Source organism: Nesterenkonia lutea, assembly GCF_014873955.1.
Taxonomy (GTDB): Bacteria; Actinomycetota; Actinomycetes; order Actinomycetales; family Micrococcaceae; genus Nesterenkonia; species Nesterenkonia lutea.
The window spans coordinates 2649997-2674681 of the sequence record NZ_JADBED010000001.1 but is presented as its reverse complement, the minus strand read 5'-3'; the positions used below and the strand labels follow the sequence as shown (position 1 = coordinate 2674681).

Annotated in this window: 16 protein-coding genes; 1 reads left to right on the top strand and 15 read right to left on the bottom strand. The window is 65.8% G+C overall.

Annotated features, from left to right (window positions below; translation table 11 throughout):
- Positions 1-89: 89 nt before the first annotated feature.
- The 15 genes from H4W27_RS12180 to H4W27_RS12110 all read right to left on the bottom strand — a co-directional run bounded on the left by H4W27_RS12180 (position 90) and on the right by H4W27_RS12110 (position 23378).
- Entirely contained in the window at positions 90-590 is a 501-nt protein-coding gene (locus tag H4W27_RS12180; protein ID WP_192596167.1) for a DUF421 domain-containing protein, read from the bottom strand.
- 5 nt (positions 591-595) lie between these two features.
- A complete protein-coding gene (locus H4W27_RS12175; protein ID WP_318782352.1) occupies positions 596-1873 on the bottom strand; it encodes an FAD-binding protein in 1278 nt (425 codons plus the stop codon).
- A 39-nt stretch (positions 1874-1912) separates the two neighbouring features.
- Positions 1913-2956, bottom strand: a complete 1044-nt coding sequence (locus H4W27_RS12170) for an SMP-30/gluconolactonase/LRE family protein (RefSeq protein ID WP_192596166.1) — start codon at positions 2954-2956, stop codon at positions 1913-1915.
- A gap of 233 nt (positions 2957-3189) precedes the next feature.
- Positions 3190-4476, bottom strand: coding sequence for an ABC transporter substrate-binding protein (locus H4W27_RS12165; RefSeq protein WP_192596165.1), 1287 nt, complete (start codon positions 4474-4476; stop codon positions 3190-3192).
- Between the two features lie 191 nt (positions 4477-4667).
- Positions 4668-7325, bottom strand: coding sequence for a glycosyl hydrolase (locus H4W27_RS12160; RefSeq protein WP_192596164.1), 2658 nt, complete (start codon positions 7323-7325; stop codon positions 4668-4670).
- Between the two features lie 132 nt (positions 7326-7457).
- Positions 7458-8741, bottom strand: coding sequence for an ABC transporter substrate-binding protein (locus H4W27_RS12155; RefSeq protein ID WP_192596163.1), 1284 nt, complete (start codon positions 8739-8741; stop codon positions 7458-7460).
- Between the two features lie 338 nt (positions 8742-9079).
- Entirely contained in the window at positions 9080-10261 is a 1182-nt protein-coding gene (mmsB, locus tag H4W27_RS12150; protein ID WP_192596162.1) for a multiple monosaccharide ABC transporter permease, read from the bottom strand.
- Between the two features lie 3 nt (positions 10262-10264).
- Positions 10265-11806 (bottom strand): multiple monosaccharide ABC transporter ATP-binding protein, encoded by a 1542-nt coding sequence (mmsA, locus tag H4W27_RS12145; protein ID WP_192596161.1) that lies wholly within the window; start codon positions 11804-11806, stop codon positions 10265-10267.
- A 114-nt stretch (positions 11807-11920) separates the two neighbouring features.
- A complete protein-coding gene (gene chvE / locus H4W27_RS12140; protein WP_192596160.1) occupies positions 11921-13081 on the bottom strand; it encodes a multiple monosaccharide ABC transporter substrate-binding protein in 1161 nt (386 codons plus the stop codon).
- Between the two features lie 81 nt (positions 13082-13162).
- Complete coding sequence (araA, locus tag H4W27_RS12135) at positions 13163-14695, bottom strand: L-arabinose isomerase (RefSeq protein ID WP_192596159.1); 1533 nt, start codon at positions 14693-14695, stop codon at positions 13163-13165.
- Entirely contained in the window at positions 14692-15432 is a 741-nt protein-coding gene (locus H4W27_RS12130) for an L-ribulose-5-phosphate 4-epimerase (protein ID WP_192596158.1), read from the bottom strand. Before H4W27_RS12130 ends, araA begins: the two co-directional genes overlap by 4 nt.
- Entirely contained in the window at positions 15429-17108 is a 1680-nt protein-coding gene (gene araB, locus H4W27_RS12125; protein ID WP_192596157.1) for a ribulokinase, read from the bottom strand. Before araB ends, H4W27_RS12130 begins: the two co-directional genes overlap by 4 nt.
- 185 nt (positions 17109-17293) lie before the next feature.
- Positions 17294-18283 carry a LacI family DNA-binding transcriptional regulator gene (locus H4W27_RS12120; protein ID WP_192596156.1) on the bottom strand — a complete coding sequence of 330 codons (990 nt, stop codon included), beginning with the start codon at positions 18281-18283 and terminating at the stop codon, positions 17294-17296.
- A 106-nt stretch (positions 18284-18389) separates the two neighbouring features.
- Positions 18390-21770, bottom strand: coding sequence for a fibronectin type III domain-containing protein (locus tag H4W27_RS12115; protein ID WP_192596155.1), 3381 nt, complete (start codon positions 21768-21770; stop codon positions 18390-18392).
- A 591-nt stretch (positions 21771-22361) separates the two neighbouring features.
- On the bottom strand, positions 22362-23378 hold the full coding sequence (locus tag H4W27_RS12110) for a LacI family DNA-binding transcriptional regulator (RefSeq protein WP_192596154.1): 1017 nt from the start codon (positions 23376-23378) through the stop codon (positions 22362-22364).
- A 132-nt stretch (positions 23379-23510) separates the two neighbouring features.
- Here H4W27_RS12110 and H4W27_RS12105 point away from each other — a divergent pair, with 132 nt between their 5' ends.
- On the top strand, positions 23511-24677 hold the full coding sequence (locus H4W27_RS12105; protein ID WP_192596153.1) for a Gfo/Idh/MocA family protein: 1167 nt from the start codon (positions 23511-23513) through the stop codon (positions 24675-24677).
- Positions 24678-24685 lie beyond the last annotated feature (8 nt).

Genomic DNA, 24685 nt, shown 5'->3' with positions numbered 1-24685 from the left:
GACGATGATGTTGTCCGAAGAAACAATACGCCGAGTGGCGTGGAACACGTCACCGCGAGACCCTGCGCGCTGCGCCGAATGCTGGACGCTCAGAGGTCCTGAAGCGCCGAGCCGTCCCCCTGGCTCTGTCTGGAGATGACGCTGAGCTTGCCATTGGTCTCCAGCACCACAGCGGCGATCGTGGAGAGATCCCCCGAGCCGCTGCTCCGCACGGCCTGGTACACCTCTGATTCGGCGAGCCGGTTCCGCCGCAGCGCCTCCGGACGCATCTCCCCGTGCCAGAGGACGACCGCCGGGCGTGCCGTGATCAGCGTCCGGAAGGCCGGCACACGGGAGGAGATCCACGCCAGCACGAACTGGAGCCCTGCCAGCAGGATCAGCGCGGATGCACCTTCGGTCCATGACACATCGCTGCTGAGCAGGATCGTCGCCAGCGTGGAGCCGAGGGCGACCGTGACGATGAAGTCGAAGGCATTGAGCTGACTGAGCGTCCGCTTGCCTGAGAGCCGGATCACCGCGACGAGCACAGCATAGGCCGCGACCCCGATCAGCAGGACCCGCCCCAGGTCGGCCCAGGTGTCGAACCACATCTTCTCTACTCCTTCTTCTCGGCAGCTCTGCTGAACAACATGCGTTCCAGGAAGTCATTGCGGAAGGTGCCGGCGGGGTCGAGCCGCGCTGCGAGCTCGAGGAAATCATCCGCTCGCGGATACAGGCCGACGATCTCAGTGGTGACGAAGCGCTTGCCCCAGTGCGGGCGCGCCTCCAGCGGAAGCAGCTCCTCCTCGATCTTCAGCAGGACCTCTGACACCTCTGCGGGACGCTGGCGCCAGGTGAAGTGGAATCCGACGGTGTCCCGGTCGAATGCTCCGCTCATCCACTGCTCGTCCGCGGCCATGGTGCGGATCTCGCTGATCAGCAGCAGGGGCTCGATCTCTGCGGCGAGGGCACGCATGCGGCGCAGCCCCTCGACCGCGTGCTCGCGCGGCAGCAGATACTCGCTCTGCAGCTCCTCGCCGTTGCTGGGCGTGAAGTCCAGACGGAAATGCGGCAGACGCTGGTCCCAGCTGCCCCACTTCCCGCACTGGTCCGTGGCATATTCGGCAGGGCCCTCGGCGAGGCCGATGTCCTGCGTCAGTGCAGAGACGCCGAGAACCTGAGCCGGAGGCTCTGCAGTGGACTTCATCCACACCAGACCGAAGTCCTCACCGGTCCATCGGGTGAACAGACTCACGCTGTACGCGGAAGCGGTCAGCTCGTCGAACTCGGCCAGCACCCCGTCCCATCCGACACCGGCGTAGACGTCCTGGCGCAGCTGAAAGCTGGGGATCACATCGAGGGTGAGCTGGGTGACCACGCCCAGGGCGCCGAGACTGACCACAGCACCGTCGAAGTCTGCCGCCCCGCGGGTGAAGGTGCGCAGGCTCCCATCGGCGAGCACCATGTCCAGGCTGCGGACCGAGGAGGCCAGCGGCGGATTGCGGTCGCCTGATCCGTGGGTGCCGGTCGCGACCGTGCCGGCGACGGTGATGTGTGGAAGCGATGCCATGTTCGGCAGCGCCCAGCCCCGCGCCTGGAGCGCGGCGGCCAGGTCCCCGTAGCGGGTGGAAGCATCGATCGTGACGGTGTGCGCCTCGGCATCGAGCTCGAAGATGCGTGGCATGGCGCTGAGCTCGATCAGGGTGCCGGTCGTGTCCGCCACGGAGCTGAAGCTGTGCCGACTGCCCAGGGCCTTGACCCGGTCCGAGGCGGCCACGATCTCACTGAGTTCGGCCACGGTGCGAGGCCGCTCCAGCTGACTCGCGGAGTAGGTGAGGTTCTTGGCCCAGTTCATCTGGACCCCCTGCTGTTCCTGGGTGCGACTCTTCTCCACGTGGTTCCTTCCTGGAACGTTCTGCCTTCTTGTTCTTCCCTAAGCGTGCCTGCGGGTGTAGCTTACGGCCGCTCGCCCGGCCACGTTCACCTCGGCGGTGATGACGCGGCCATCATGACGCGTGGGCGAGTCGAGGTGCTGGGTGGCCGAGGTGACCATCACCCGGTAGGGAGCCACGGAACTGATCGCGATGCTGGTCGGCTGACGCACCGGCACGGGGATGCGCTCCAGCAGCTCTCCGGCAGGGGAATATCGGTGCAGACATGACGCGCCCCAGACCGCTGACCAGAGGCATCCTTCGGCATCCACGGTCATGCCGTCGGGCCCGCCCTCGCTGACGTGGACGAAATCCTCCCCCGGGCCGAGGTCGCCGCTGGAGACATCCACGGGGAATCGGCGGATCCATCCCGTGGTGGTCTCCGAGAGGTACATGGTGTCGCCGTCGGCGGTGAAGGCCGGGCCGTTGGGGATGGCCAGACCCTCCAGGACGATGTGGATGGAGCCGTCCGGGTCCAGACGGAGCACAATCCCCTCCCCCGGATCTCCGTCGTAGGTCATCGCCCCGGCCCAGAACCGTCCGTGCGGATCGGCCACGGCGTCGTTCATGCGCAGCGGGACCTGTGCTCTGCCGGCCGCCGGCTTGCCGAGGAGTTCGGTGATCACCAGTTCCCCGCTCGGCGTCTGATCAAGGATGACGAGACCCTCGCCGACTGCGGCCACCCAGCCGGTCTGCGACTCGCCCTCTGCCCGGGCAGCCGAGCGCCCCCCGGACGACTGGGCAGGACGATCTCCACCGCCCAGCGGGGCGAGAGCCCCCAGCGGCTCATCGAGGTGTGCGCGGCGGGTGAGTCCGGAACCTGGTTCCGCCGTGGTCGAGTAGAAGTCGCCGTCCAGGATGTCCACGAGGATGAAGTGATGGACGGAAGGTGCATCGGGCCCATCCCCCTCGGCGGTGCCAGCGGCCTGCCCCGGGAGCCCGTCCTGCAGGAAGCGCGCCCCCTCCCCCAGGCCGAGGCGCTGGTCATCCACAGGCGCCCACTCGGAGGAGATCACTGACGGCTGGAGGACTTCTTCGGTGTTCACCTGATCATCATCACAGACCCGTCGCCGCGGAGACACGGCGACACAGAGACATGGCGACACAGAGACATGGCGACACAGAGACACGGCGACACAGAGACATGGCGACACAGAGACACAGAGACACAGAGACACAGAGACATGGCGACATGACGACACAGAGGGAGGGGATGACCTGCTCGGCCATCCCCTCCCTCTGCAGTCCTGGACAGGGAGCGCGCAGCTCCCCGACCGGATCAGCCCAGCTCGGCCTCCATCTCACCGATCATGGCCTCGGCGGCCTCTTCCGGAGTCATGGACTCGAAGAAGACCTCGGACTCATAGCGGTAGAGGATCTCCTGCAGGGAGGAGAAGCCCAGAGCCGGAACGGGCTCGACCTCCTGGGCCTCCACCTCGGATTCGATGTCGCTGATGAAGTCGGCGGTCTTCTGATCCGGCTCCGAGGCATCTTCCAAGACGTACTCACGGATCGACGCGTTCGCAGGCAGTCCTCGGTCGAAGCCGTTGAAGTCTGCGGCCTCCTCGGAGTTCACGAACCAGTCGATGAAGGTCTGCACCTCCTCGGGGTGATCAGTGCCGGCGTAGCCGGAGAGCATCATCGAGGATTTGTACCACATGCCGCTCTCGTCGGTGTTGCCGTCCTGGGTGGGGAAGCGCAGCAGTTCAAGGTCAGCACCCGAGGCATCGGTGAGGCCGCCCAGCTGGTTGGTCCACCAGGAGGCCATCGCGGCAGTGCCGGTGCCCAGCATGGACTGGTCGGGACCCTGGGCCTGGTTCTCGGCGAGCTCCGACGGCGAGCCCATGCCGTTGCCGACCATGTCGAGCCAGTACTGGAAGTATTCGGCGGCCTGAGCCTGGTCGAAGCCGAGCTCGCCGTCCTCGGTGGTGAAGTTCGTGTCCTGCTGACGCAGCCAGACCTGGAACGAGCCTGGTTCATTGGGGTTGTTGGTGCCGTAGACGTCATCGCCGCTCTCGCTGATCTCGGCCGAGATCTCGGCGAAGTCCTCCCAGGTCCACGAGCTGTCATCGGGCATCTCCACCCCGGCTTCTTCGAAGATGTCGGGGTTGGTCACCATGGCGAGGGAGTTGATGCCGGTGGTGATGCCGAAGAGACCATCCTCGGTGCGACCGTTGTCCAGAGTGCCCTGGTCGAACTCGGAGGTGTCCACGTCCGAGAGGTCGAGCAGGCTGCCGCGGTCGGCGTATTCACGCAGGTATTTGTCGTCCATCTGGATGATGTCCGGGGCGTCATTGCCCGCAGCCTGGGTGGCCAGCTGGTCCCAGTAGCCTCCCCAGTCGCCATATTCGCCTTCCACGGTGATGCCGTCGTGTGATTCGTTGAACACCTCGATGGCTTCCTCGGTGGCCTGGTGCCGCGTGTCGGATCCCCACCAGCTGAATCGAAGGGTGACATCGCCGTTCTCGTCTCCGCCGTCGCCGCCGGCGTCCCCGCCGCAGGCGGTCAGCGCGACAGCACCGACGAGCGCAGCGGCGGCGAGCTTGGTGTACCGAAAGTTCTTCATGGTGTCCTCTTCATTGAGTGAAACGGTGCGAATGCTGCGCCGGCCCAGAAGAGAGGTCAGTGGTGAATCACGTCACTGGGACAGCGGTTGCCCTTGACTGTAGGTGTGTGACTCAGGACACGTCAACGCAGTTTCGATCAGATGCGTGACCGCTTCGACATGCAGTGATACCGCAGACGTATCACTTCTGCTCAAGTGATGCTTAGCGTGGGTTTGGTCAGCAGGCCCGAGGCCACATCGGCGAGCGCCAGGTCCAAGGTCTGGATGCCGAAGCGGAGGCCGAAGGACTGCTGAGATTCGGCCACGAGGCGAGGAATCCCCGCGTCCGCGGCCAGGCGATGGCTGGTCACATTGGAGACGACCAGCGCGAGCTCGTGGGTGCCTCCCGGTCGCACCCGATCGGTGAGGTTGATGCGATATGGCGTCTTCCAGAGGAATCCGACCTCCTCGCCGTCGATCAGCACCTTCGCCGCTGCGCCGACCGGGGGCAGCACCTCTGCGCTGAAGGACGCCTCCATCAGTCCCGCAGCCTCTGGGTCCGTGAGTGCATGCGGCTTCGCCTGACCCAGATCCAGCAGCACGCTGTGCGCACTGTCGGGGATCTCGATTGCTGCGGTGTAGACCGCGGTCCCGGAGTAGAGGCTGCGAGCCGGGTCCTTCTCCCACTGATGCGGCAGCTCCACCGGCTGTGAGTGGTCCTGGTCGGTGAACTGGACTCTCCACCCGTCGATGCTGACCCGCTGGGGCTGCGGATCCGGGGCACCTGTGAATGCGGCACTGTCGGCACTCTCCGCTCGGGAGGTTTCCCCATGTTCGACCAGCACCACGGCCTCATAGGCCTCCAGCATCAGCTGGACGCGCCCGGAGGAGCGCTGAATCATGTGCACTGCTCCGGTCTCGGCGTCCCAGCGCTCGACGACGCGGTCGTGAGCCGCGCTCCCGATCGATCCGGCCGGCGCCAGGATCAACTCCACCTCCGTCGTGGCCTGGCCGGTGTTCGCCACGAAGTGCACCCGTGCCGCTCCCACGGCCCGGGTGGTGACGGCCACGGTCTCGTTCTTCGCCACCCCCGATTCCACGCCCGAAACGAGCTTCGCTCCAGGGAGGATTCGCACCGGAACCTCGGTCGTGATGGGAAGGTGGTCGGGAACCACATCTGGGTCGGTGATGGCCAGACCGATTCCGGCCGCGCCCCCCAGGTCCAGCACCACGCCGCCCGCCTCCTCGACCGCGTGCAGCCAGGCGATCGTCTCCGGCGGGATCTCCCGGGCGTGGGGAAGCACCACGAGCGGAAACCTGGCGGGATCGAGGACTGCTGCGGCGTCGTCGTCGAAGAGGTCGAAGTCGAGACCCGAGGTGCGGATGGCGTGAGGGAGATCGTCGCCGATGTGGAGCCTCGATTCCTTGTACAGGTCCACCCGCCCCGCCCCGCCGAAGCCTGTCGAGATGTCCCGGGCAGGCAGGTAGACGCCTACCTGGGAGAGCCGATGCCCTTGGCGCATGAGCCAGGACAGCCGGTGCAGCGTGCCCCAGAGCGCAGGAGCCGTGTCCCACCAGGCGTTGCGTGAGTCGAGGGCCGCCGAGGCGTAGAAGACACGTCCAAGCTCTGCTGCCGCCGGCGAGTGCGGGTCTGTCTCGGGTCGTGGCGAGCTGGGCCAGCCGTGACCGACGAACTGGTTGATGCCCATCAGCAGGTGGTCGTGGGCCTCGCCGAGGATGTCCAGCGGCGTGGATCGGAAGGAGGGGGAGTGATTCCAGGTCCAGGTCTCGGAGGAGATGACCTCCTTGCCGTAGATCTGCCCCGCCGAACTGGCCCAGCGGCAGGCGGTGATCGTGTCCCACCCCCATCCCTCGCCCTCGAACGCATCTGCGTGACGATACGAACTGATCGTGACCGGGGGCTGCCCGTAGCACTGGATCCGGAAGCTGAGCCCCCTGGATCGCGCCCACTCCCCGAAGACCTGCACGAAGTTCTCCTCGACCAGTTCGGTCAGGGTGCGGTGGAAGTCCGCCTGGAACTCGCGCCCCGCCCCCTGCGCAAGGGTCAGCTGCCAGAGCTGCGGCAACGGGTCATATCCACGGCGGTCGGAGAACTCCTCGACCAGGGTGCCGGTCCAGTCAGCGTTGAAGACCTCAAGGCTGTCGCAGAAGACGGTGCCGATGCGCTCCGCTCCTGCTGCGGCGACCAGCGGCTCGGCCACAGCCTGGATATGCGCCCTGGCGGCGGCCGGGTTCATGTGGTCCAGGACCCAGCCCTCGGCACCGCTGGCCGCGCGCTTGAGCGTCTGGCCGCTGAGCCGGCTGATCGCCATGAGCAGCACGCGGGGCCCGCGGCCGGGAGGGACGATGAGGTGATCACCCTCGCGCTGGAGCTGCGTATAGGAAGCAGGGGCCTCCCACCGGGTGCCCTCCCCGATATATCCCGCGATGAACCGGTCGCTGGCCCACGCGCGTGGAATCGGGATGCGCTGGGCCTGCATCAGAACCTCTTCGCGCTCCCAGTGCAGGCGTCGGGAAGCGGTGGACTCATCGATGTGCGGTCCGCCGTAGGGCCAGCCCGAGCCGAGTGTGACATCGAAGCGCAGTCCACGATCCTGTGCCGCCTGGGCGGCGAACCGGAGATCGGCCAGGAACGTGTCCGAGAGGAACGTGTCACTGGCTGCCTCCATGGGGTACACGAAGGAACACTCGACTCCGCCGATGCCCGCCGCAGCCATGTCGTTCAGGTCTCGCAACAGGTCCCCCCGCGCGACGTCAGGGCCGAACCACCACCAGCGCATCATGGCTCGGGCCGCGGGGTCAGGATTCCGGAACCCGGAGTGGAGGCGTTCAATCTCGGTCATCGTCATGCTGGTCTCAATCTCCCTCATGCGCAGCCTGGAAGGCTGCTCGGACACAGGCCCGCCGCCGCCCCCTCCGAGTGTGCCGGGGGGACGACGGCGGGCTGCTCAGCTGGATCTGCCGATCAGATGCTCAGCTGGTCACTCGTTGCTGGCAAGGATCTCTTCAACATCCGCGACGAAGGACTCGGCCGCTTCAGCGGGGGTCATCCGGTCGAAGTAGACATCCTGCTGACGGTTCGTCAACGCATCCGAGATGCCGGTGAATCCGACGGGGGGCAGCACCTCTGAGTCGGTGATCTCGTCATCGAGATCCGCCACAAACTCGGCGGCGACCAGATCCTGACCTTCGACCGACTCCAGGACGCTTTCACGCACCTGAAGGTTGGAAGGAAGTCCACGATCCATGAGGTTGGCCTCGCCAGCCTCTTCCGAGTTGATCATGAAGTCGATGAACATCTGTGCTTCTTCGGGGTAGTCAGTGGAAGCTGTGGCAGCGACGAGCATCGTGTTCTTGAACCAGAGGCCGTTGTCCTCCACGTTTCCGGTGGGGCTCGGGAAGCGCAGTGGGATGAGCTCATTGCCGGAGGCCTCAGACATGACCGGAAGCTGGTTGGTCCACGACATGCCCATGGCCGCCTGGTTGGTGGCGATCAGCGCTGCCTCCAACGTCTGCGACTCCTCCTCGACCAGCTCCGAGGCGCTGGCGAGCGCGTTGGAGTCCATCATGTCGCTCAGCAGGGTGAAGTACTCCTCGGCGTCCTCCTCGTTGAAGCCGATCCCACCGTCCTCCGTGAACATTGACTTGTCGTGCTGACGGAGCCAGATCATCATGGTCTGGGCGATGGGCTTGTTTGTCCCGTAGGCGCCGGTCTCCTCGTGGATGGTCTCGCTGATCTCCAGGTAGTCATCCCAGGTCCAGGTGGTGTCGTCGGGGATCTCGACACCCGCCTCCTCGAACAGCTGAGGATTGGCCATCATGACCAGGGCGTTGACACCGGTGGGAATCGCGTACTGCGTGCCGTCGGCCTGGCCGCCCTCGACCACCGCCGGAGCGATCTCGGATGTGTCCACGTCGGTGAGTTCGAGCAAGGACCCGCGGTCGGCGTACTCGCTGATGAATTCGTCGTCGAGCTGCACGATGTCAGGACCGTCACCGGAGGCGACCTGGGTGGCGAGCTGGTCCTGGTAGCCGGTCCAGTCGTTGTAGCTGCCTTCGACCGTGATGCCGGGGTTCTCTTCCTCGAAGGCATCGATGATCTCTTGGGTGCTTGCATTGCGGTCCTCGGAACCCCACCACGCGAAGCGCAGCTCCACAGGATCTTCCGCTGTGCCCTCGGCATCCCCCCCGCCGCCGCAGGAGGTCAGGGCTAGTGCGCCGATGGTGGTCGCCGCCGCCAGCTTGGAGAATTTCGTGATTTTCATCTGATCCCTCACGTCGATGTGCAAGTGGTAAATCGTTTCAATCCTCGGGCTGGTAAAACCCGGGACCCGCTGTTTCGAGCCTACTTGTGATCTGGAACACTATCAATAAATCGATTCAAGAAGACCCGATGGCTATCGGACGATGCTCCCAGCGCATGACCGGTCAGGTCTCCTGCGCTGCGACGCCCTGGCGGCCGGCCCGCAGATGGCGATCAGGGAGCGCCCCGGGACAGCCCGAAGGCGGTCAGCAGACGGCCGGACCCGGGAACGCAGAAGGCCGCCCCGATGTCTTCACCCGGAGCGGCCTTCAGCGTTCATCGTTCATCGTGCTGAGCGGGTCAGCTGCTCACCCTCGCCTTCTTCTTGCTCCAGACGTCGTAGGCCACGGCCAGGACGAGGACCACGCCGCGCACCACGTTCTGCGTGGACTGGTCGATGCCCATGATCTGCATGCCGTTGGACATCACCGCCATGATCAGGCCACCGATGATGGCGCCCTGAACCTTGCCGACGCCGCCGGTGACCGCCGCGCCGCCGATGAACGCGGCAGCGATCGCATCCAGCTCGAACATGTTGCCCGCGGCGGGCTGCGCCGAGTTCGAGCGTGCCGAGTAGACGATGCCGGCGACGGCGGCCAGCACACCCATGTTGACGAAGAGCAGGAAGTTCACGCGCCTGGTCTTGACGCCGGAGAGCTTGGCGGCGTCAAGGTTGCCGCCCATGGCGTAGATGTGGCGCCCAAAGACGGTGCGCTGCGTGACGAATCCGTAGATCAGCACCAGCGCGGCCAGCAGGACCAGCACGTACGGCATGCCGCGGGAGTTGGCCAGCTGCCAGCCGAAGGCCATGATCACGGCGACCACGACCACCACCTTGATGACGAAGAGCCACAGGGCCTCCACGGGCTGCTTATATTCAAGCTTGCGCATCCGTCCTCGCCACTGCTGCACGGCGAAGCCGACCGAAGCCAGAGCGAAGATCACCAGGGTGAAGAGGTCATACCCGGGTCCGCCGAGCAGCCCGTTGGAGAAGCCGCCGGCGATCTGTCGGTACTCGTCCGGGAACGGAGAGAGCGAGACGTTGTCCAGCACCTGCATGGCCAGACCACGGAAGATCAGCATGCCCGCGAGGGTCACGATGAACGCGGGGATCCCGACGATCGCCACCCAGAAGCCCTGCCAGATGCCGACCAGCACACCGGTGATCAGGGCGGCGATGACACCGACCCACCACGGCATCCCCTCTCGGATCACCACGACGGCGGCCACACCACCGGTGAGCGCCACCACCGAACCTACGGAGAGGTCGATATGGCCGGCGACGATGATCATCACCATGCCGATGGCGAGGATGAGGATATAGGAGTACTGTAGCACCAGGTTCGTGATGTTTCCCGGGCTCAGCAGCGTGCCGCCGGTGAGCACCGTGAAGAGCAGGACGATGAGCACGAAGGCGATGTAGATGCCGCTCTGACGCAGGTTTCGCGTCAGGAGCTCGATGAGATTAGATGTACCGGTCATGCCTCAGTCCTTCTCCATAGTCATGAGCTCCATGAGGCGCTCCTGGGTGGCATCTTCCACGGGAAGCTGCCCGGTGATCTGACCGGAGGACAGCGTGTAGACGCGGTCACACATGCCGAGCACCTCGGGCAGCTCCGAGGAGATCACGATGATCGCCTTCCCGGAGGCCGCCAATTTGTTGATGATCGAGTAGATCTCGTACTTCGCCCCGACGTCGATGCCGCGGGTAGGTTCGTCGAGGATCAGCAGCTCGGGCTCGGTGTAGAGCCATTTGCTCAGCACGACCTTCTGCTGGTTGCCTCCGGAGAGCTTGCCGAGGACTGACATCACGGTGGGTGCCTTGATGTTCATCGAGCTGCGGTATCGCTCGGCCACTGCGATCTCTTCGTTCTCGTTGATCCATCCACGCGGCGCGATCCGCTTCAGGGCGGAGGCGCTGATGTTGCGACGGATGTCGTCGATCAGATTCAGCCCGTAGCGCTTGCGGTCCTCGCTGACATAGGCGATGCCCTCCTTGATCGCATCCGAGACGTTCTCGATCTTCACCGGCTTCCCATGCATGTACACGGTTCCGGAGATGTCGCGGCCGTAGGACTTGCCGAAGACGCTCATGGCGAGCTCGGTGCGCCCGGCACCCATGAGGCCGGCGATGCCGACCACCTCGCCGGCGCGGACGTTGAGCGAGGCCCCGTCCACCACCTTTCGATCGCGCTGCGTCGGATGGCGCACGTGCCAGTCCTCGATGCGGAAGACCTCCTCGCCGAGGGTGACATCCCGTCCCGGATACATGTTCTCCATATCGCGCCCGACCATGTCGCGGATGATCCGCCTGGTGAGGTCCTCCCCATTGCGGGAGGCCTCCGCCATGTCGATGGTCTCCACGGTGCTGCCGTCTCGGATGACTGTGGTGGAGTCGGCCACTGCGGCGATCTCGCCGAGCTTGTGCGAGATGATGATGCAGGTGACGCCTTCCTCCCGCAGGTCTCGGATGAGGCCGAGCAGGTGTGCGGAGTCGTCGTCGTTCAGGGCTGCCGTCGGTTCGTCCAGGATCAGCAGCTTCACGTCTTTGCTCAGCGCCTTGGCGATCTCCACCAGCTGCTGCTTGCCCACGCCGAGGTGACCCACGGGGGTCACCGGGTTCTCACGGAGACCGACCTTCTCCAGGAGATCTGCGGCCGCCAGGTTGACCTCGTGCCAGTTGATGATCCCGGCGCGGCTCTTCTCATTGCCGAGGAAGATGTTCTCTGCCACGGAGAGGTGGGGCACCAGCGCCAGCTCCTGGTGGATGATGACGATGCCCAGGTCCTCGGAGTCATTGAGCGAGGAGAAGCTCACCTGCTTGGACTCGAAGTGGATCTCGCCCTCATAGGTGCCGGCGGGGTGCACGCCGGAGAGCACCTTCATCAGAGTGGACTTGCCGGCTCCGTTCTCGCCGCAGACAGCGTGGATCTCTCCCCTGCGGACCTGCAGATTCACGTCTTGGAGCGCCACCACACCGGGGAATCGCTTGGTGATGGAGCGCATCTCAAGGATGTTCTCATTCATGGGCCCTCCTTAGGACCTCTGCCGAAGGTCGGGCCCGGGGCTTTCACCCCGGACCCGACCGGCGAAACTGGTGAGCGGTGCTCAGCTCAGTGACAGATCGTGCTCAGTGTTCGATCACTGCTGGCCGGATTCGACCTGTTCCTCGGTGTAGAAGTCGGAGTCCACGAGGATCTCCTCGTAGTTCTCCTCCAGGATCATCTCCACCGGCAGCAGGTAGGAGGGGATCACAGCGGAGCCGTTGTCATAGCTCTCGGTGTCGTTGGCCTCAGGCTCTTCCCCGTTGAGGAAGGCGTCCGCGGCATTGACGGCCTCATCGGCGAGGTTGCGCGTGTCCTTGAAGATGGTCGAGTGCTGCACGCCCTCGGCGATCAGCGAGACCGAAGCGATCTCCGCGTCCTGCCCGGTCACGATCGGCAGACCGCTTTCGATGTCATCACCCATGCCGGCGCTGCGCAGAGCGTTGATGATGCCGCGGGAGAGCGGATCTGCCGGGGAGAGCACACCGTGGAGCTCCTCCTCGCCGCGGTAGTCACTGGTGAGCAGGTTCTCCATGCGCTCCTGGGCGGTCTCCTGCTCCCAGCGCTGGGTGGCGGCCTGATCAATGGTGGTCTGGCCGGAGGGAACCGCGAGGGTCCCGTCCTCGATATAGGGCTCCAGCACATCCATCGCACCGTCCCAGAAGAAACGGGCGTTGTTGTCATCCAGGGATCCGGCGAAGAGCTCCACGTTCAGCGTCTCCTCGGGAGCATCTTCGGCCTCCTCGAAGTTCTCATCGAAGACGCCGAGTCCGTAGAGCAGCGCATTGGCCTGTTCCTGGCCCACGGCGAAGTTGTCGAAGGTGACGTAGAAGTCGACGTTCTCGCTGTTGGTCAGCAGTCGGTCATAGGAGATCACGGGGATGTCTGCCGCCGCGGCGGCATCGAGCTGGCTGGTCAGCGCCGAGCCGTCGATGGAGGCGATGATCAGCGCGTCATACTCCTGGGTGATCATCTGGTCGATCTGCTGCTGCTGGGTGGGGATGTCGTCGTCAGCGAACTGCAGGTCTGCGGTGTAGCCGAGCTCCTCCAGTCCCTCCTCCACCGAGGCGCCGTCATTGAGCCAGCGCTCGTAGGTCTGGGTCGGCATCGCGACGCCGACTGTCATGTCCTCCGGTGCTGCGTCGGCGTCACCGCCGCCGTCGCCGCCGTCACTGCCGGCGCCTCCGCCGGAACATGCGGTGAGTCCCAAAACCAGGGCGGCCGAGGCGCCCAGCATCTTCATTGATCGGTTCTGCATGGTGTATTCCTCCTGGGTTTCGTGCCCGCCCCTGCGGTAGGCACGTGGTGCGAATGAGTGGGTTCTTGGTGCGCAGACGGGCTAGAGGCCCTGCGCAAGTCGGTGGTACGCCGCGTTGTGCCGCAGCTCCCGGGCGAAGCCCCGAGCAGTCGTCTCATCGTCGATGACCACCAGCTCCATCCCGGCGATCTCTGCCAGGTCCTCGAAGGCCTCAATCCCGGCCGCAGTGGAGAGCACCGTGTGATGCGCCGCTCCCGCGGTGAGCCAGCAGGTCGCCGAGGTCGCGAAGTCCGGACGCGGCTCCCACACAGCCCGGGCCACCGGCAGATTCGGCAGTGGCTCGTCCGGAGCCACCACATCCACCAGGTTCGCCGTCAGCCGGAAGCGTTCACGCAGATCAGACATCGCCACGACCACACCCTCGCCGGGGTCGGTGTCGAAGACCATCCTCACCGGGTCCTCCCGGTCTCCGATGCCCAGCGGGTGGATCTCGATCCGCGGAGTCGAGCGGGTCAGCGAGGGACAGATCTCAAGCATGTGGGCCCCGAGGATCTTCTCCCGCCCCGGAGTCATCTCGTAGGTGTAGTCCTCCATCAGCGACGCACCCCCGGGGAGCCCGTGGCCCATGACCTTCGCCGCGCGGACCAGAACCGCGGTCTTCCAGTCGCCCTCAGCGCCGAAGCCGTAGCCGGCGGCCATCAGTCGCTGCACCGCCAGGCCCGGAAGCTGACGCAGCCCGCCGAGGTCTTCGAAGTTGGTGGTGAACGCTTCGAACCCGCCCTCTTCCAGGAAGGAACGGATCCCTGCCTCCTGGCGGGCGGCATAGGCCAGGGACTCCCGGCGCGCCCCGCCTGCCTGAAGCTCGACGGCGACCTCGTAGTGCGCGTCGTATTCAGCCAGCAGCGCGTCCACCTGGTCCTGGCTGACCGCGTCCACACGCTCAACCAGGTCATTGACCGCCCAGGTATTGATCGAGGTGCCCAGCCGGATCTCCGCCTCGGTCTTGTCGCCCTCGGTGACCGCGACATTGCGCATGTTGTCCCCGAACCGACACACCCGCATGTTCTGCAGCGCGTTCCACCCCGCGGCGGCACGCGCCCAGGTGCCCACCTCGGACTGGACCCGCGGGTCGGTGCTGTGACCGACGACGGTCTTGCGGCGCACCCCGGTGCGGGTCGCGATGTAACCGAACTCCCGGTCACCATGGGCGGCCTGGTTCAGGTTCATGAAGTCCATGTCGATATCAGCCCAGGGCAGCGCCATGTTCGCCTGGGTGTGGAAATGCAGCAGCGGCTTCGCCAGCGCCTCGAGCCCGGCGATCCACATCTTCGCCGGAGAGAACGTGTGCATCCACACGATCACCCCCAGGCAGTCCTCATCGGCGTTGGCCTCCAGAGCAGCACGTCTGATCGCGTCACGCTCGGTGAGCACCGGCTTCCACACGATGTCCACCGGGATCTGTCCGGCGCCGTCGAGGGCGGCGGTGACCTGCTGAGACTGGGCGGCGACCTGATCCAGGGTCTCCTGGCCATAGAGCCCCTGAGACCCGGTGAGGAACCAGATCGACTTCCCCTCAAACGGCGGGGAAGCGGGGGTGTGAGACTTCGAGCTCATGCGTGGTCCTTCTGTCCATAGACGTTCTGATACCGCGCATACAGCGCGTCGATCTGGTGCTGGGCGATCCGCTGCGGCTCCCCGTAGGCCCGGGCCAGGTGCACCGTGCGGGCGACCTCTTCACAGAGCACCGCCGCCTTCACCGCCTCTTGGGCCCCGGCCCCGATGGTGAAGGGACCATGACGGTCCATCAGCACCGCCGGTGATCGGGAGCCCTGCAGGGTCTCCACGATGCCGCGGCCGATGGAGTCATCTCCGATCAGCGCGAAGGGCCCGACAGGCACGTCTCCGCCGAACTCATCAGCCATCATGGTCAGCACGCACGGGATGACTTCACCCCGGGCGGCCCAGGAGGTCGCATACGCCGAATGGGTGTGCACGACCCCGCCCACGGCGGGCATGTGCCGGTAGACGTAGGCGTGGGCGGCGGTGTCGGAGGAGGGGGACAGCCCGGTGGAGGTGTCGTCGTCGATCTTGGTGCCGTCCAATGTGCAGACCACCATGTTCGAAGCGGTCAGCTCGTCGTAGCTGACCCCGGAGGGCTTGATCACGAAGACCGCCGGGACCGGCTCGGGTGCGTCCTCGCCGAGGTCCACCCGTTGGGAGACGTTGCCCGCGGTCCAGGCGACCAGGTCATTGCGCGGCAGCTCCGCATGCAGATCTGCCACGATCTGCCGGGTGGCTGCGATGGCCTGGTTCGCCGAGTCCGAGAACTCGTTCAGATGCAGAGTGCTCATGCGGTCACCGCCTGAGCATGGGCGCGACGACGGATCGCCTTGAGCCGGCGCATCATGTCATTGGTGCCGCGACCGAAGTAGTCATGCAGGGCGCGGTATTCGGCGAAGAGCTCGTCATAGGCGGCCGCCGCCTCGGGCTGCGGGGTGTAGGCGTTCTTGCGTCGTCCGCCCATGATGGACCCCGCGGTGGAGACGTCCGGGTGGGCGCCCGCGGCCACGGCCGCGTGGATGGCGGAGCCCAGCGCCGGTCCCTGCGTCGAGGTGATGGTCGAGATCGGCAGTCCGGTGACATCGGCATAGGTCTGCATCAGGAAGGCGTTCCGGAGCAGTCCGCCGGCGACCACGAGCTCGGTCACCGGAACACCGGAGGCGTTGAAGGCCTCGACGATGGTGCGGGTTCCGAATGCCGTGGCCTCGAGCAGCGCCCGGTATCCGTCCTCGGGCCTGGTGGCCAGGGTCTGACCCAGCATCAGCCCGGACAGCTCGTGGTCCACGAGCACGGACCGGTTGCCGGAATGCCAGTCCAGGGCCACCAGTCCGTGGGCTCCCACCGGCTGCGCGGCGGCCTTCTCGGTGAGCAGCTCATGGATGCTGATGCCCCGGGATTCAGCCTCTTCGCTGTAGCTGCCGGGCACCTGGTTCTCCACGTACCAGGCGAAGATGTCTCCGACGCCTGACTGGCCGGCCTCGTAGCCCCAGAGTCCTTCGGTGATGCCGCCCTGGACGGCGCCGCACATCCCAGGAACCTCGGCGAGCCGGTCACCGTTCATCACGTGGCAGGTGGAGGTGCCCATGATCGCGACCATCTGTCCGGGGGCCACGGCGTCCGCAGCGGGGGCGGTGACATGGGCGTCGACGTTGCCCACGGCCACCGCGATGCCTTCGGGGAGCCCGGTCCAGGCCGCGGCCTGCGCCGTGAGGCCGCCTGCGCGTTCGCCGAGCTGACCGATCTCATGTTCGAGCTTCTCGGTCACGAAGCCGGAGAAGTCGGGGTTCAGGGCGTGCAGGAAGTCGGCGTCCGGATAGGACCCGTCCTGATAGATGCCCTTATATCCTGCGGTGCAGGCATTGCGGAGATATTCTCCGGTGAGCTGCCAGACGATCCAGTCTGCCGCTTCGACCCAGTGGTCCATCGCGGCATAGATCTCCGGATCCTCCTCCAGGACCTGCAGCCCCTTGGCGAACTCCCATTCGGAGGAGATGAACCCGCCGTAGCGGCCGATCCACGGTTCGTTCCGGGCATGGGCGAGCTCGTTGATCCGGTCAGCCTGCGCCTGGGCGGCGTGGTGCTTCCAGAGCTTGACGTATGCATGGGGGCGATCAGCGTATTCGGGGAGTTCACTCAGCGGAGTGCCGTCCGTCCTCGTCGGCACCATGGTGCAGGCGGTGAAGTCGGTGGCGATCCCGATGACGTCCTCAGGGCTTACTGCTGCCTCGCGCAGGGCTGCTGGAACCGCGTTCTTCAACACATCCACGTAATCACCGGGGACCTGCAGCGCCCATTCCGGCGGCAGCGGCTCTGAACGGTGAGCGGTCAGGCGCTGATCCATCACCGCGTGGGCGTAGGGGTGCACCGCCGAGCCGAGCTCCGCGCCGTCGCTGACCCGGACCACCAGGGCGCGTCCTGAGAGCGTGCCGTAATCGACTCCGATGACGACTGCATCCGCAGCTGGCATTGAACACCGTTCTTCCTTGAACTGGACCTGACCGTGAACGGCCTCTGAATGAACTGACTTGCTGACGCTCCGCACGTGGCCTTCGCCGCCCGCCGCTGATCCGGTGACAGGCATCACGTGATCCACGTCTCAGTCATGTTAACGTTAACATCCCAGGTTCCGTCAAGCCACGCCCAAGATTCTCTTCAGCTTTTGAAAGCGGTGGAGCCACGCTCCACGAGTTCAGGCGAGATGAAGTTCGGCACGTGGGTCAGGCCGTCGCTGACATCGAGCAGCAGCTCCAGCGCGGCACGTCCGGCCTCTTCAAAGGGCTGGCGAACGGTCGTCAGCGGCGGGGAGAAGTATCCAGCGGCGTCCACGTCGTCGAAGCCGACCACTGAGATGTCTCCCGGCACGGTGAGCCCCTGTTCCTGCAGGGCGCGGATCAGCCCCAGGGCGATGAAGTCATTGGCGGCGAACACGGCATCAGGCAGCTCATCGGCAGCGAGAAGCAGCTGGGCCGCGTCGTACCCCGCTTCGGCGGTCCATCCTCCGGCGCGGATCATCTGTGGAGCACTGAGGTCCGCGACGGCGAGCGCCTGCCGCCAGCCGACCACACGGCCCCGCGCATCGAACCAGTCCATGGGCCCGGCGATATGCGCGATCGACCGGTGGCCCTGATCGATCAGATGCTGAGTGGCTCGGCGAGCGCCCAGTTCCTGGTCGATCCCTGCCACGTTCATATTGTCCGCAGGCCACAGTCCGGAGGTCACCAGCACCAGCGGCAGTCGTGCGGAGAGCTGCTTGGCCGCTTCGGCGAGCGCCGGCACCGGAGTGATCACCACGATCCCGTCGATGCCATGGCTGAGGAAGAAGTCCAGCGTGGAGTCGATCGTCTCAGGACGCTGGTCGCGCACCACGCTCAGCGCGGTCGCATAGCCGCGCTGACGTGCCGCGCTCTCGATGGCCCAGGTCATCCGGGTCGGACCGAAATCGGTGTCTCCCTGGCCGACGACGCCGATCAACCCGCTGCTCTGGGTCTTCAGCGCACGGGCCTGGCTGTTGCGCCGGTACCCCAGCGCCGCCATCGAGCGCTCGATCCGCTGACGGGTGTCCGGATGGACCGCTTCGGGGGTGTTCAGAACTCTGGAGACGCTCTGGTGGGAGACGCCAGCATGCTTGGCGACGTCGATCATGGACGGCCGCCTGGCTCCTCTGCGCATCACCCCGCTCACCCTGCGGCTCCTCTCCCTCGCTGGAGTTGATCCTGCCATACCCCAACGAGGGAGACGCGCCTGCGGCTCAGCCTCCGAACACCGGGTGCCCCGGGCGGCTCGGACCGTTGCCGTTCCCGTTGTTACCGCCGGGACCGTTCCCGTTGCCGTTGTTGTTCCCAGGCCCGCGTGGGGGCCCGGACTGCTCCCCCTCGCCGCTGTCCCCCTCGGCTCCGACCGGAGGCAGCAGTTCGATGACCGTTGGGTCTGGATTCACGCTCAGCCGAGCGCCTGTGTCGGAGGGGGCCTCGCCGGTGAGCTCGAGCAGACCACCCATGTTGATCGATCCATCCTCGGAGATCTGCGGATGCAGCGAGTAGTCCGTGGAGCTGAACCAGGCTTCGCTGACCTCGACGGAGGAGTCGTCCGTCCGCACGCCGTCGAAGAAGTTGGAGGGGTCGCTCTGCAGGGAGGTGTCTTCCTGATCGAGCTGGATCGAATCCGCGGCTCCGCCCCCGAAGGAGAGAAGGCCGCCCACCTCATAGCCGGTCTGCTCGGCATTGGTGTACAGGTTGATGTTGGCTCCCTCTCGCCCCTCGGTGACGGCGCCGTTGCCCGCCGCCGTGACATCCTGGACCCGCACGTCGGGCCCGGAGTTGGAGGTGACCCCGCTGGCGAGGTTGTTGAAGGAGATCGAGTTGCTCAGCAGATGATCGCCCGGCATCGACTCTCCGCCGAGCTTGAATCCGTTGCCCTCGCCGAGCAGGTCGAACCCGCTCTCCTCGAGCCATCCATTGCTGTAGGCCACCGAATCCTCAATGACCACGGTGCCGATCGGCCCCTCGGTGGATTTGGCGTAGAGGTCCCAGCCGTCGTCGATGTTGTGATGCGCGATGCTGTCCCGGAACTCGTTGCCCTCACCCACGGTCAGCTTCGCGGCGAACCCGTCGGCGTCATTGGCCGTGGGGTCCGCGTTGTTGTGGGACTCCGAGGAGAGCACCAGGTTGTTCGAGGGCCACATCTCGGTGGGCTCTTCAGCCAACCCGGAGATCTGGATCCCCGTGTCCTGGTTGTGATGCGACTCGATCTTCTCCACCACGTTGTGGTGGCCCTGGATCAGCAGCGGCTTCTCGTAGCCGCGGGACTCCGTGATCTCCAGGTCATAGAGGTGCCAGTGGTCTCCGCGCAGGATGATCCCGCCGCCCTCGGATTCGGAGAGGTCAAAGGTGACCTGTGCACCGGGTTCCGCAAGCATGGTGATGGGCTCCTCTTCGGTGCCGTCGCGCCCACGTTCGATCACGATGGCCTCTTCGGGAAGGTAGGTCCCCTCTGTGAGCACGATCTGTTGTCCGGCGTCGGCATAGGCCACGGCGGTATGCACATCCAGGGGATCCTCCTTAGTGCCCGCCCCTTCGGCGGTCCCCTCTGGGGAGACCCAGATGGACTCACCTGTGCTGCCGTAGGAGTTCACCGTGAAGTCCAGCGCCAGCTCCACCGGGTCCGTGGACTCGAGCTCCTGGCGATCGGTGAACTGCGGCTGATCCTCATCCGGGGTGAACTCTGCGGTGAAGGAGTTCCCTCCGGACTGCAGAGCCCGCAGGTCCAGCAGTCCCTGCTCTCCCGGGGCCAGGCGCACCGTGTCGGTCACGGGGTCGCCCTCAGCGTCGAAGATCCTCGCCTCACCGTGCAGGTTCGCGACCAGAGGAACCTCGATCTCCTCCTTCGGGGTGGTGGAGGTGACGTCAGCGCTGAGCTCGGGAGTCACGTATACCGCCGGAGCCTCCTCGGCGGGCCCGTCATCCTCCGGGGCGATCGTGGTGAAGTCCAGGTCCGAGACCGTGACGGCGATGTCGCGGGCCGCGAAGACTCCCAGGGAGAAGCTCTCGGAGTCTTGAGTCAGCAGCATGTCCGGGTCGTAGTGGATGACCTCCTCGACCTCTCCATCCTCACGCTCCCAGATGGAGTGGAAGCCGGTGTTGGACCGGCGCAGCGTGAACTCATAGGTCTCCCCCGCCTCGAAGCGAGGCGGATTGACGTTGCTGCCCTCGGTGTAGTCGGACTTGTAGTCCCAGTCGAAGGCGCGTGAATCACTCATGTCTCGCGCCGCGCTGGAAGTGCCCGGACCTTCGGTGTAGCCGTGAACGAACTTCGCACCCGGGGTCCCGTAACGGACGCCCTCTTCGCCGTCGGCTCCGAAGGTGTACTTCGCCGCCATGGTTCCCGCGGAGTTGAAATAGCGCGCGGAGCTGTCACCGGGGACGAAGTCGTCCACGGCGATGAGGCCGAAGCCACTCTGGTTGTCCTTTCCGGCGTCCTCGTCCACTGTGAAGCTTGCGCTGAGGGTGAAGTTCTCGGTGCTCGGGTCGATCTGTGTGTAGTGGTACCAGAAGCCGTCCTCGGAATCGGCGATCTTGGAGTTGTTCCCGCGCAGATCGAACTCGAGGCTGTCGTCTTCCTCCTCGGTGACGGTTCCGCCGGAGCCCACGCCCGCATGGGCAGTGTCCCAGCGCTGGACTTCGCCGGCCACCGTGAAGTCAAAGGCCCCCGACGACGACGCCTGCTCGCCCCGTTCGGCCGTGACCTGCAGCTCGTAGCTGCTTCCCACGGTGAGGTCTCGGATCACCGCTTCGGTGCCCTCGACGGACTCCCCGACCTCGCGGAACTCCTGCTCCCCGGATTCCCGCACCGCGAGTCGGTATGACTCGGCCTCGGCGACCGCGTTCCATTGTGCGGTCGCCTGGGCGCTCTCCGACTGCACATCAGTGGTGAGCACAGACGTGATCTCCGGCACGCCCAGAGGCAGGACGAAATCCTCGTGCAGGACTCGTTCCGAGCTCAGCGTCTCCTCCTCGCCTTCGCGTTCGAGCTGGACCTGGACCTCGTAGTCTCCCGAGGCAGGAGGGGTCACAGCGATGGTGCCGCCCTCGCCGGGGGCGACATCGAGCTGATCATCGATGACCTCGCCCTCGGCGTCGAGAAGCTGGGCCCTCGCCCGGTCGCCGCCCTGCGCCCCCACGGTGCCGCTGTAGCTGATCTGGATCCGCGCGGGGTCGTCCTCCGCGACTGCCGTCTCCTCGATGACCGGTGCCGTGACATCCCCCCAGGCTGGGCGTTCCGGTGCGTCCGCAGCCTCCCCGATCTCCAGCTGATAGAGGTTGACTCCCGAGCTGGGGGAGGCGATCCAGTAGGTTCCGTCGGTGTCGATCTCGAAGGTCTGGGCCGGGAGCATCTCTCCTGAGTCTCCGCGGTAGGCGGGAACCCGATCCAGCTCGCTCCAGGAGTCGTCGTAGAGACCGAGCGCTCGGTCGGCCGTGCCGCCGCCCGACTGTGCGTAAACGGTCACCTGCTCGCCTGCCTCGGCCTCAAACTGGACCGAGCGATTGTCCGCCGCTCCGGCACCGTTGAGCTGCAGCCGCTGGGAGAAGGAGGTGCCCTGATCCGACGTGCGGTCATGCTCGGCGACGGTCACCGGGGACGAGTCGGTGGCCCGGACGGTGAAGTCCCCCGCCTCCAGGTCCTCCTGGATGTCCCCCAGCGGGAGATCATCGGCATTGAGCGCACCGGTCGAGTCGGTGGGAGCGGCGGCGGCCTGGGGGCCAGGCCTGCCAGCAGAAGCGCTGCGGCTCCGAACGTGGCCAGCGCGCGGTGAACCGGACGGGAGCCCGGGATGGATGAATGGAGCAACATGTATCTCCTCATTGAGACGTGAGTGACCCGGATCACACTATGTGTGGACTGGGTCGCGCTCAATGGAGAGAGGCTCGATCGGCGTGACCACTTCGACATGCGGCGATACCCCGCCCCCCGGGCGGTCGCCGGGGCTGCTGGATCGCGGCTTCCATCTCGGCAACGCCTCAGCGGCTTCAGCCGGAATGCCGCGCTCGAAGAAGACCTCTCCCCGACAGCGGGAGAGGATCTGGGAGAACGATGACCCGCCCTGCGCCGTTGCAGGCTCTGCCGGGCCGTGTCCGAACCCCGGAATGTGAAGCGCAGGGCGACATCCTCACCATCGCGTGATGCCGGCAGATGGAGGTCCCGTCATCCTGGCCTGAGGCCGGACTCAGCCCAGGCGCGTGGACTCCCGCAGCACCGGAAACCCCTCCACCACGAGGCGCCGATCCATGTCGCCGTCGGCGAGGAGCATCTCCGCACTCATCCGGCCGATCTCCTCCAGCGGCAGTCGCACGGTGGTGATCGTCGGATGCTGATCCGCAAGCGTGGGGATGTCGTCGAACCCGGCCAGGGCAACATCCCCCGGCACCGTGAGCCCCGCGTCGCGCACCGCCGCCAGTGCGCCGAGTGCCATCACGTCATTGACGCAGAAGACGCAGAGTGGCCGGGGCGCATCTGTCTTCAGGGCGCCGGACTCGATGAGTTCGGACATCATCAGGTAGCCGCCGTCGCGCGTGAACGCGCCTTCCACGACTCGCTCGGGAATCACGCCCGCCGAGCGAAGCTTTCCGAGAAATCCCGATGCCCGCTGAGAAGACGTGGACAGAGTGGCCGCGCCAGAGAGGACCGCGAACCGGCGATGCCCCTGGTGCAGCAGCGCCTCAGCCAGATCGGCGCCGCCTGACTCGTTGGCGATCTGCACTCCCCCGGCGTTGGGCAGCGGCTGGCCGATCATGGCAACCCGCCCCCCGTTGGCCCGGTAGGTGCGCAGCACCTGATCGAGCAGCGCGTCATCGGCGAGGCCCCGGGAGCCCGCGAGAAGAATCGCGTCAGTCCGATATGACATGAAGGTGCGCACCGCTTCGACCTCCGCCTCAGCCCCACGCTCCGTGGAGGCGAGCATGAGCTGGATCCCGGAGCCGACGAGGGCCCGCTGGGCCCCGCGTGCGATCGAGGAGAAATACGGGTCTGAGATGTCATGGACCACCAGGCCCATGAGCCCCGCGCTGGAGCGCGCCAGCGCCTGGGCCTGGGCATTCGGGAAGTACCCGAGCTCCTCGGCGGCCACTCGCACGCGCGCGGCGATCTCAGCCTTCGGACTGCGTGCAGATCCGTTGAGCACTCGTGAAGCAGTCGACGGGGAGACTCCCGCCGCCTCTGCCACATCCGCCAGGCGAACCGCCATGTGCACATCCTTCCGAACTCTTCGTGTTGCCGATCGCGACCGTTCGCCACTGTGATGGTTGACACAATACAGGTCAGGATACTAGCTTGGAAAGCGCATTCCACTGCCTGTCGACCAAGGAGTCCCCCCACAATGTCTGAGCCCCGCGTCCTGCGCATCGCCATGAACGGCATCACCGGCCGGATGGGATACCGCCAGCACCTGCTGCGCTCGATCCTTCCGATCCGCGACCAGGGCGGGATCACCCTGGCCGACGGATCGAAGGTCACCGTCGAGCCCATTCTGATCGGCCGCAATGAGGCCCGGATCAAGGAGCTGGCCGCCCAGCACGACGTCGAGCACTACACCACGGACCTCGACGGCGCCATCAACGATCCGAGCATAGACATCGTCTTTGACGCCTCGATGACCTCCCTGCGCCACAGCACGCTGTCCAAGGCCATCAGCGCCGGCAAGCACATCTTCACCGAGAAGCCCACCGCTGAGACGCTCGAAGAAGCGGTGGACCTGGCCCGCCAGGCCGAGAAGGCGGGCATCACCGCCGGCGTGGTCCACGACAAGCTGTACCTCCCGGGACTCGTGAAGCTGCGCCGTCTGGTCGAGGAGGGCTTCTTCGGCCGCATCCTCTCGCTGCGCGGCGAGTTCGGCTACTGGGTGTTCGAGGGAGACCATCAGCCCGCGCAGCGTCCCTCGTGGAACTACCGCCTCGCAGACGGCGGATCCATGACCACGGACATGTACTGCCACTGGAACTATGTGCTCGAGGGCATCATCGGCAAGGTCAAGACCGTGACCTCCAAGACCGCCACCCACATCCCGCAGCGCTGGGATGAGAAGGGCGAGCGCTATGAGGCCGACGCCGACGACGCCGCCTACGGGATCTTCGATCTCGAGACCCCGGACGGCGACCAGGTCATCGGTCAGATCAACTCCTCCTGGGCCGTGCGTGTCTACCGTGACGAGCTCGTGGAGTTCCAGATCGACGGCACCCACGGCTCGGCTGTCGCCGGACTGAACAAGTGTGTGGCACAGCAGCGCGCCCACACTCCCAAGCCGGTCTGGAACCCTGACCTGCCGGTCACCGAGTCCTTCCGTGAGCAGTGGATGGAGGTCCCCGCGAACGGCGACCTGGACAACGGGTTCAAGGCCCAGTGGGAGGAGTTCCTGGCCGATGTCGTCGCCAGCCGCGAGCATCGCTTCGGCCTGCTCTCCGCCGCCCGCGGCGTCCAGCTGGCCGAGCTCGGCCTGCAGTCCGCAGCAGAGCGCCGCACCCTCGACATCCCGGAGATCACCCTATGAGCAACTCC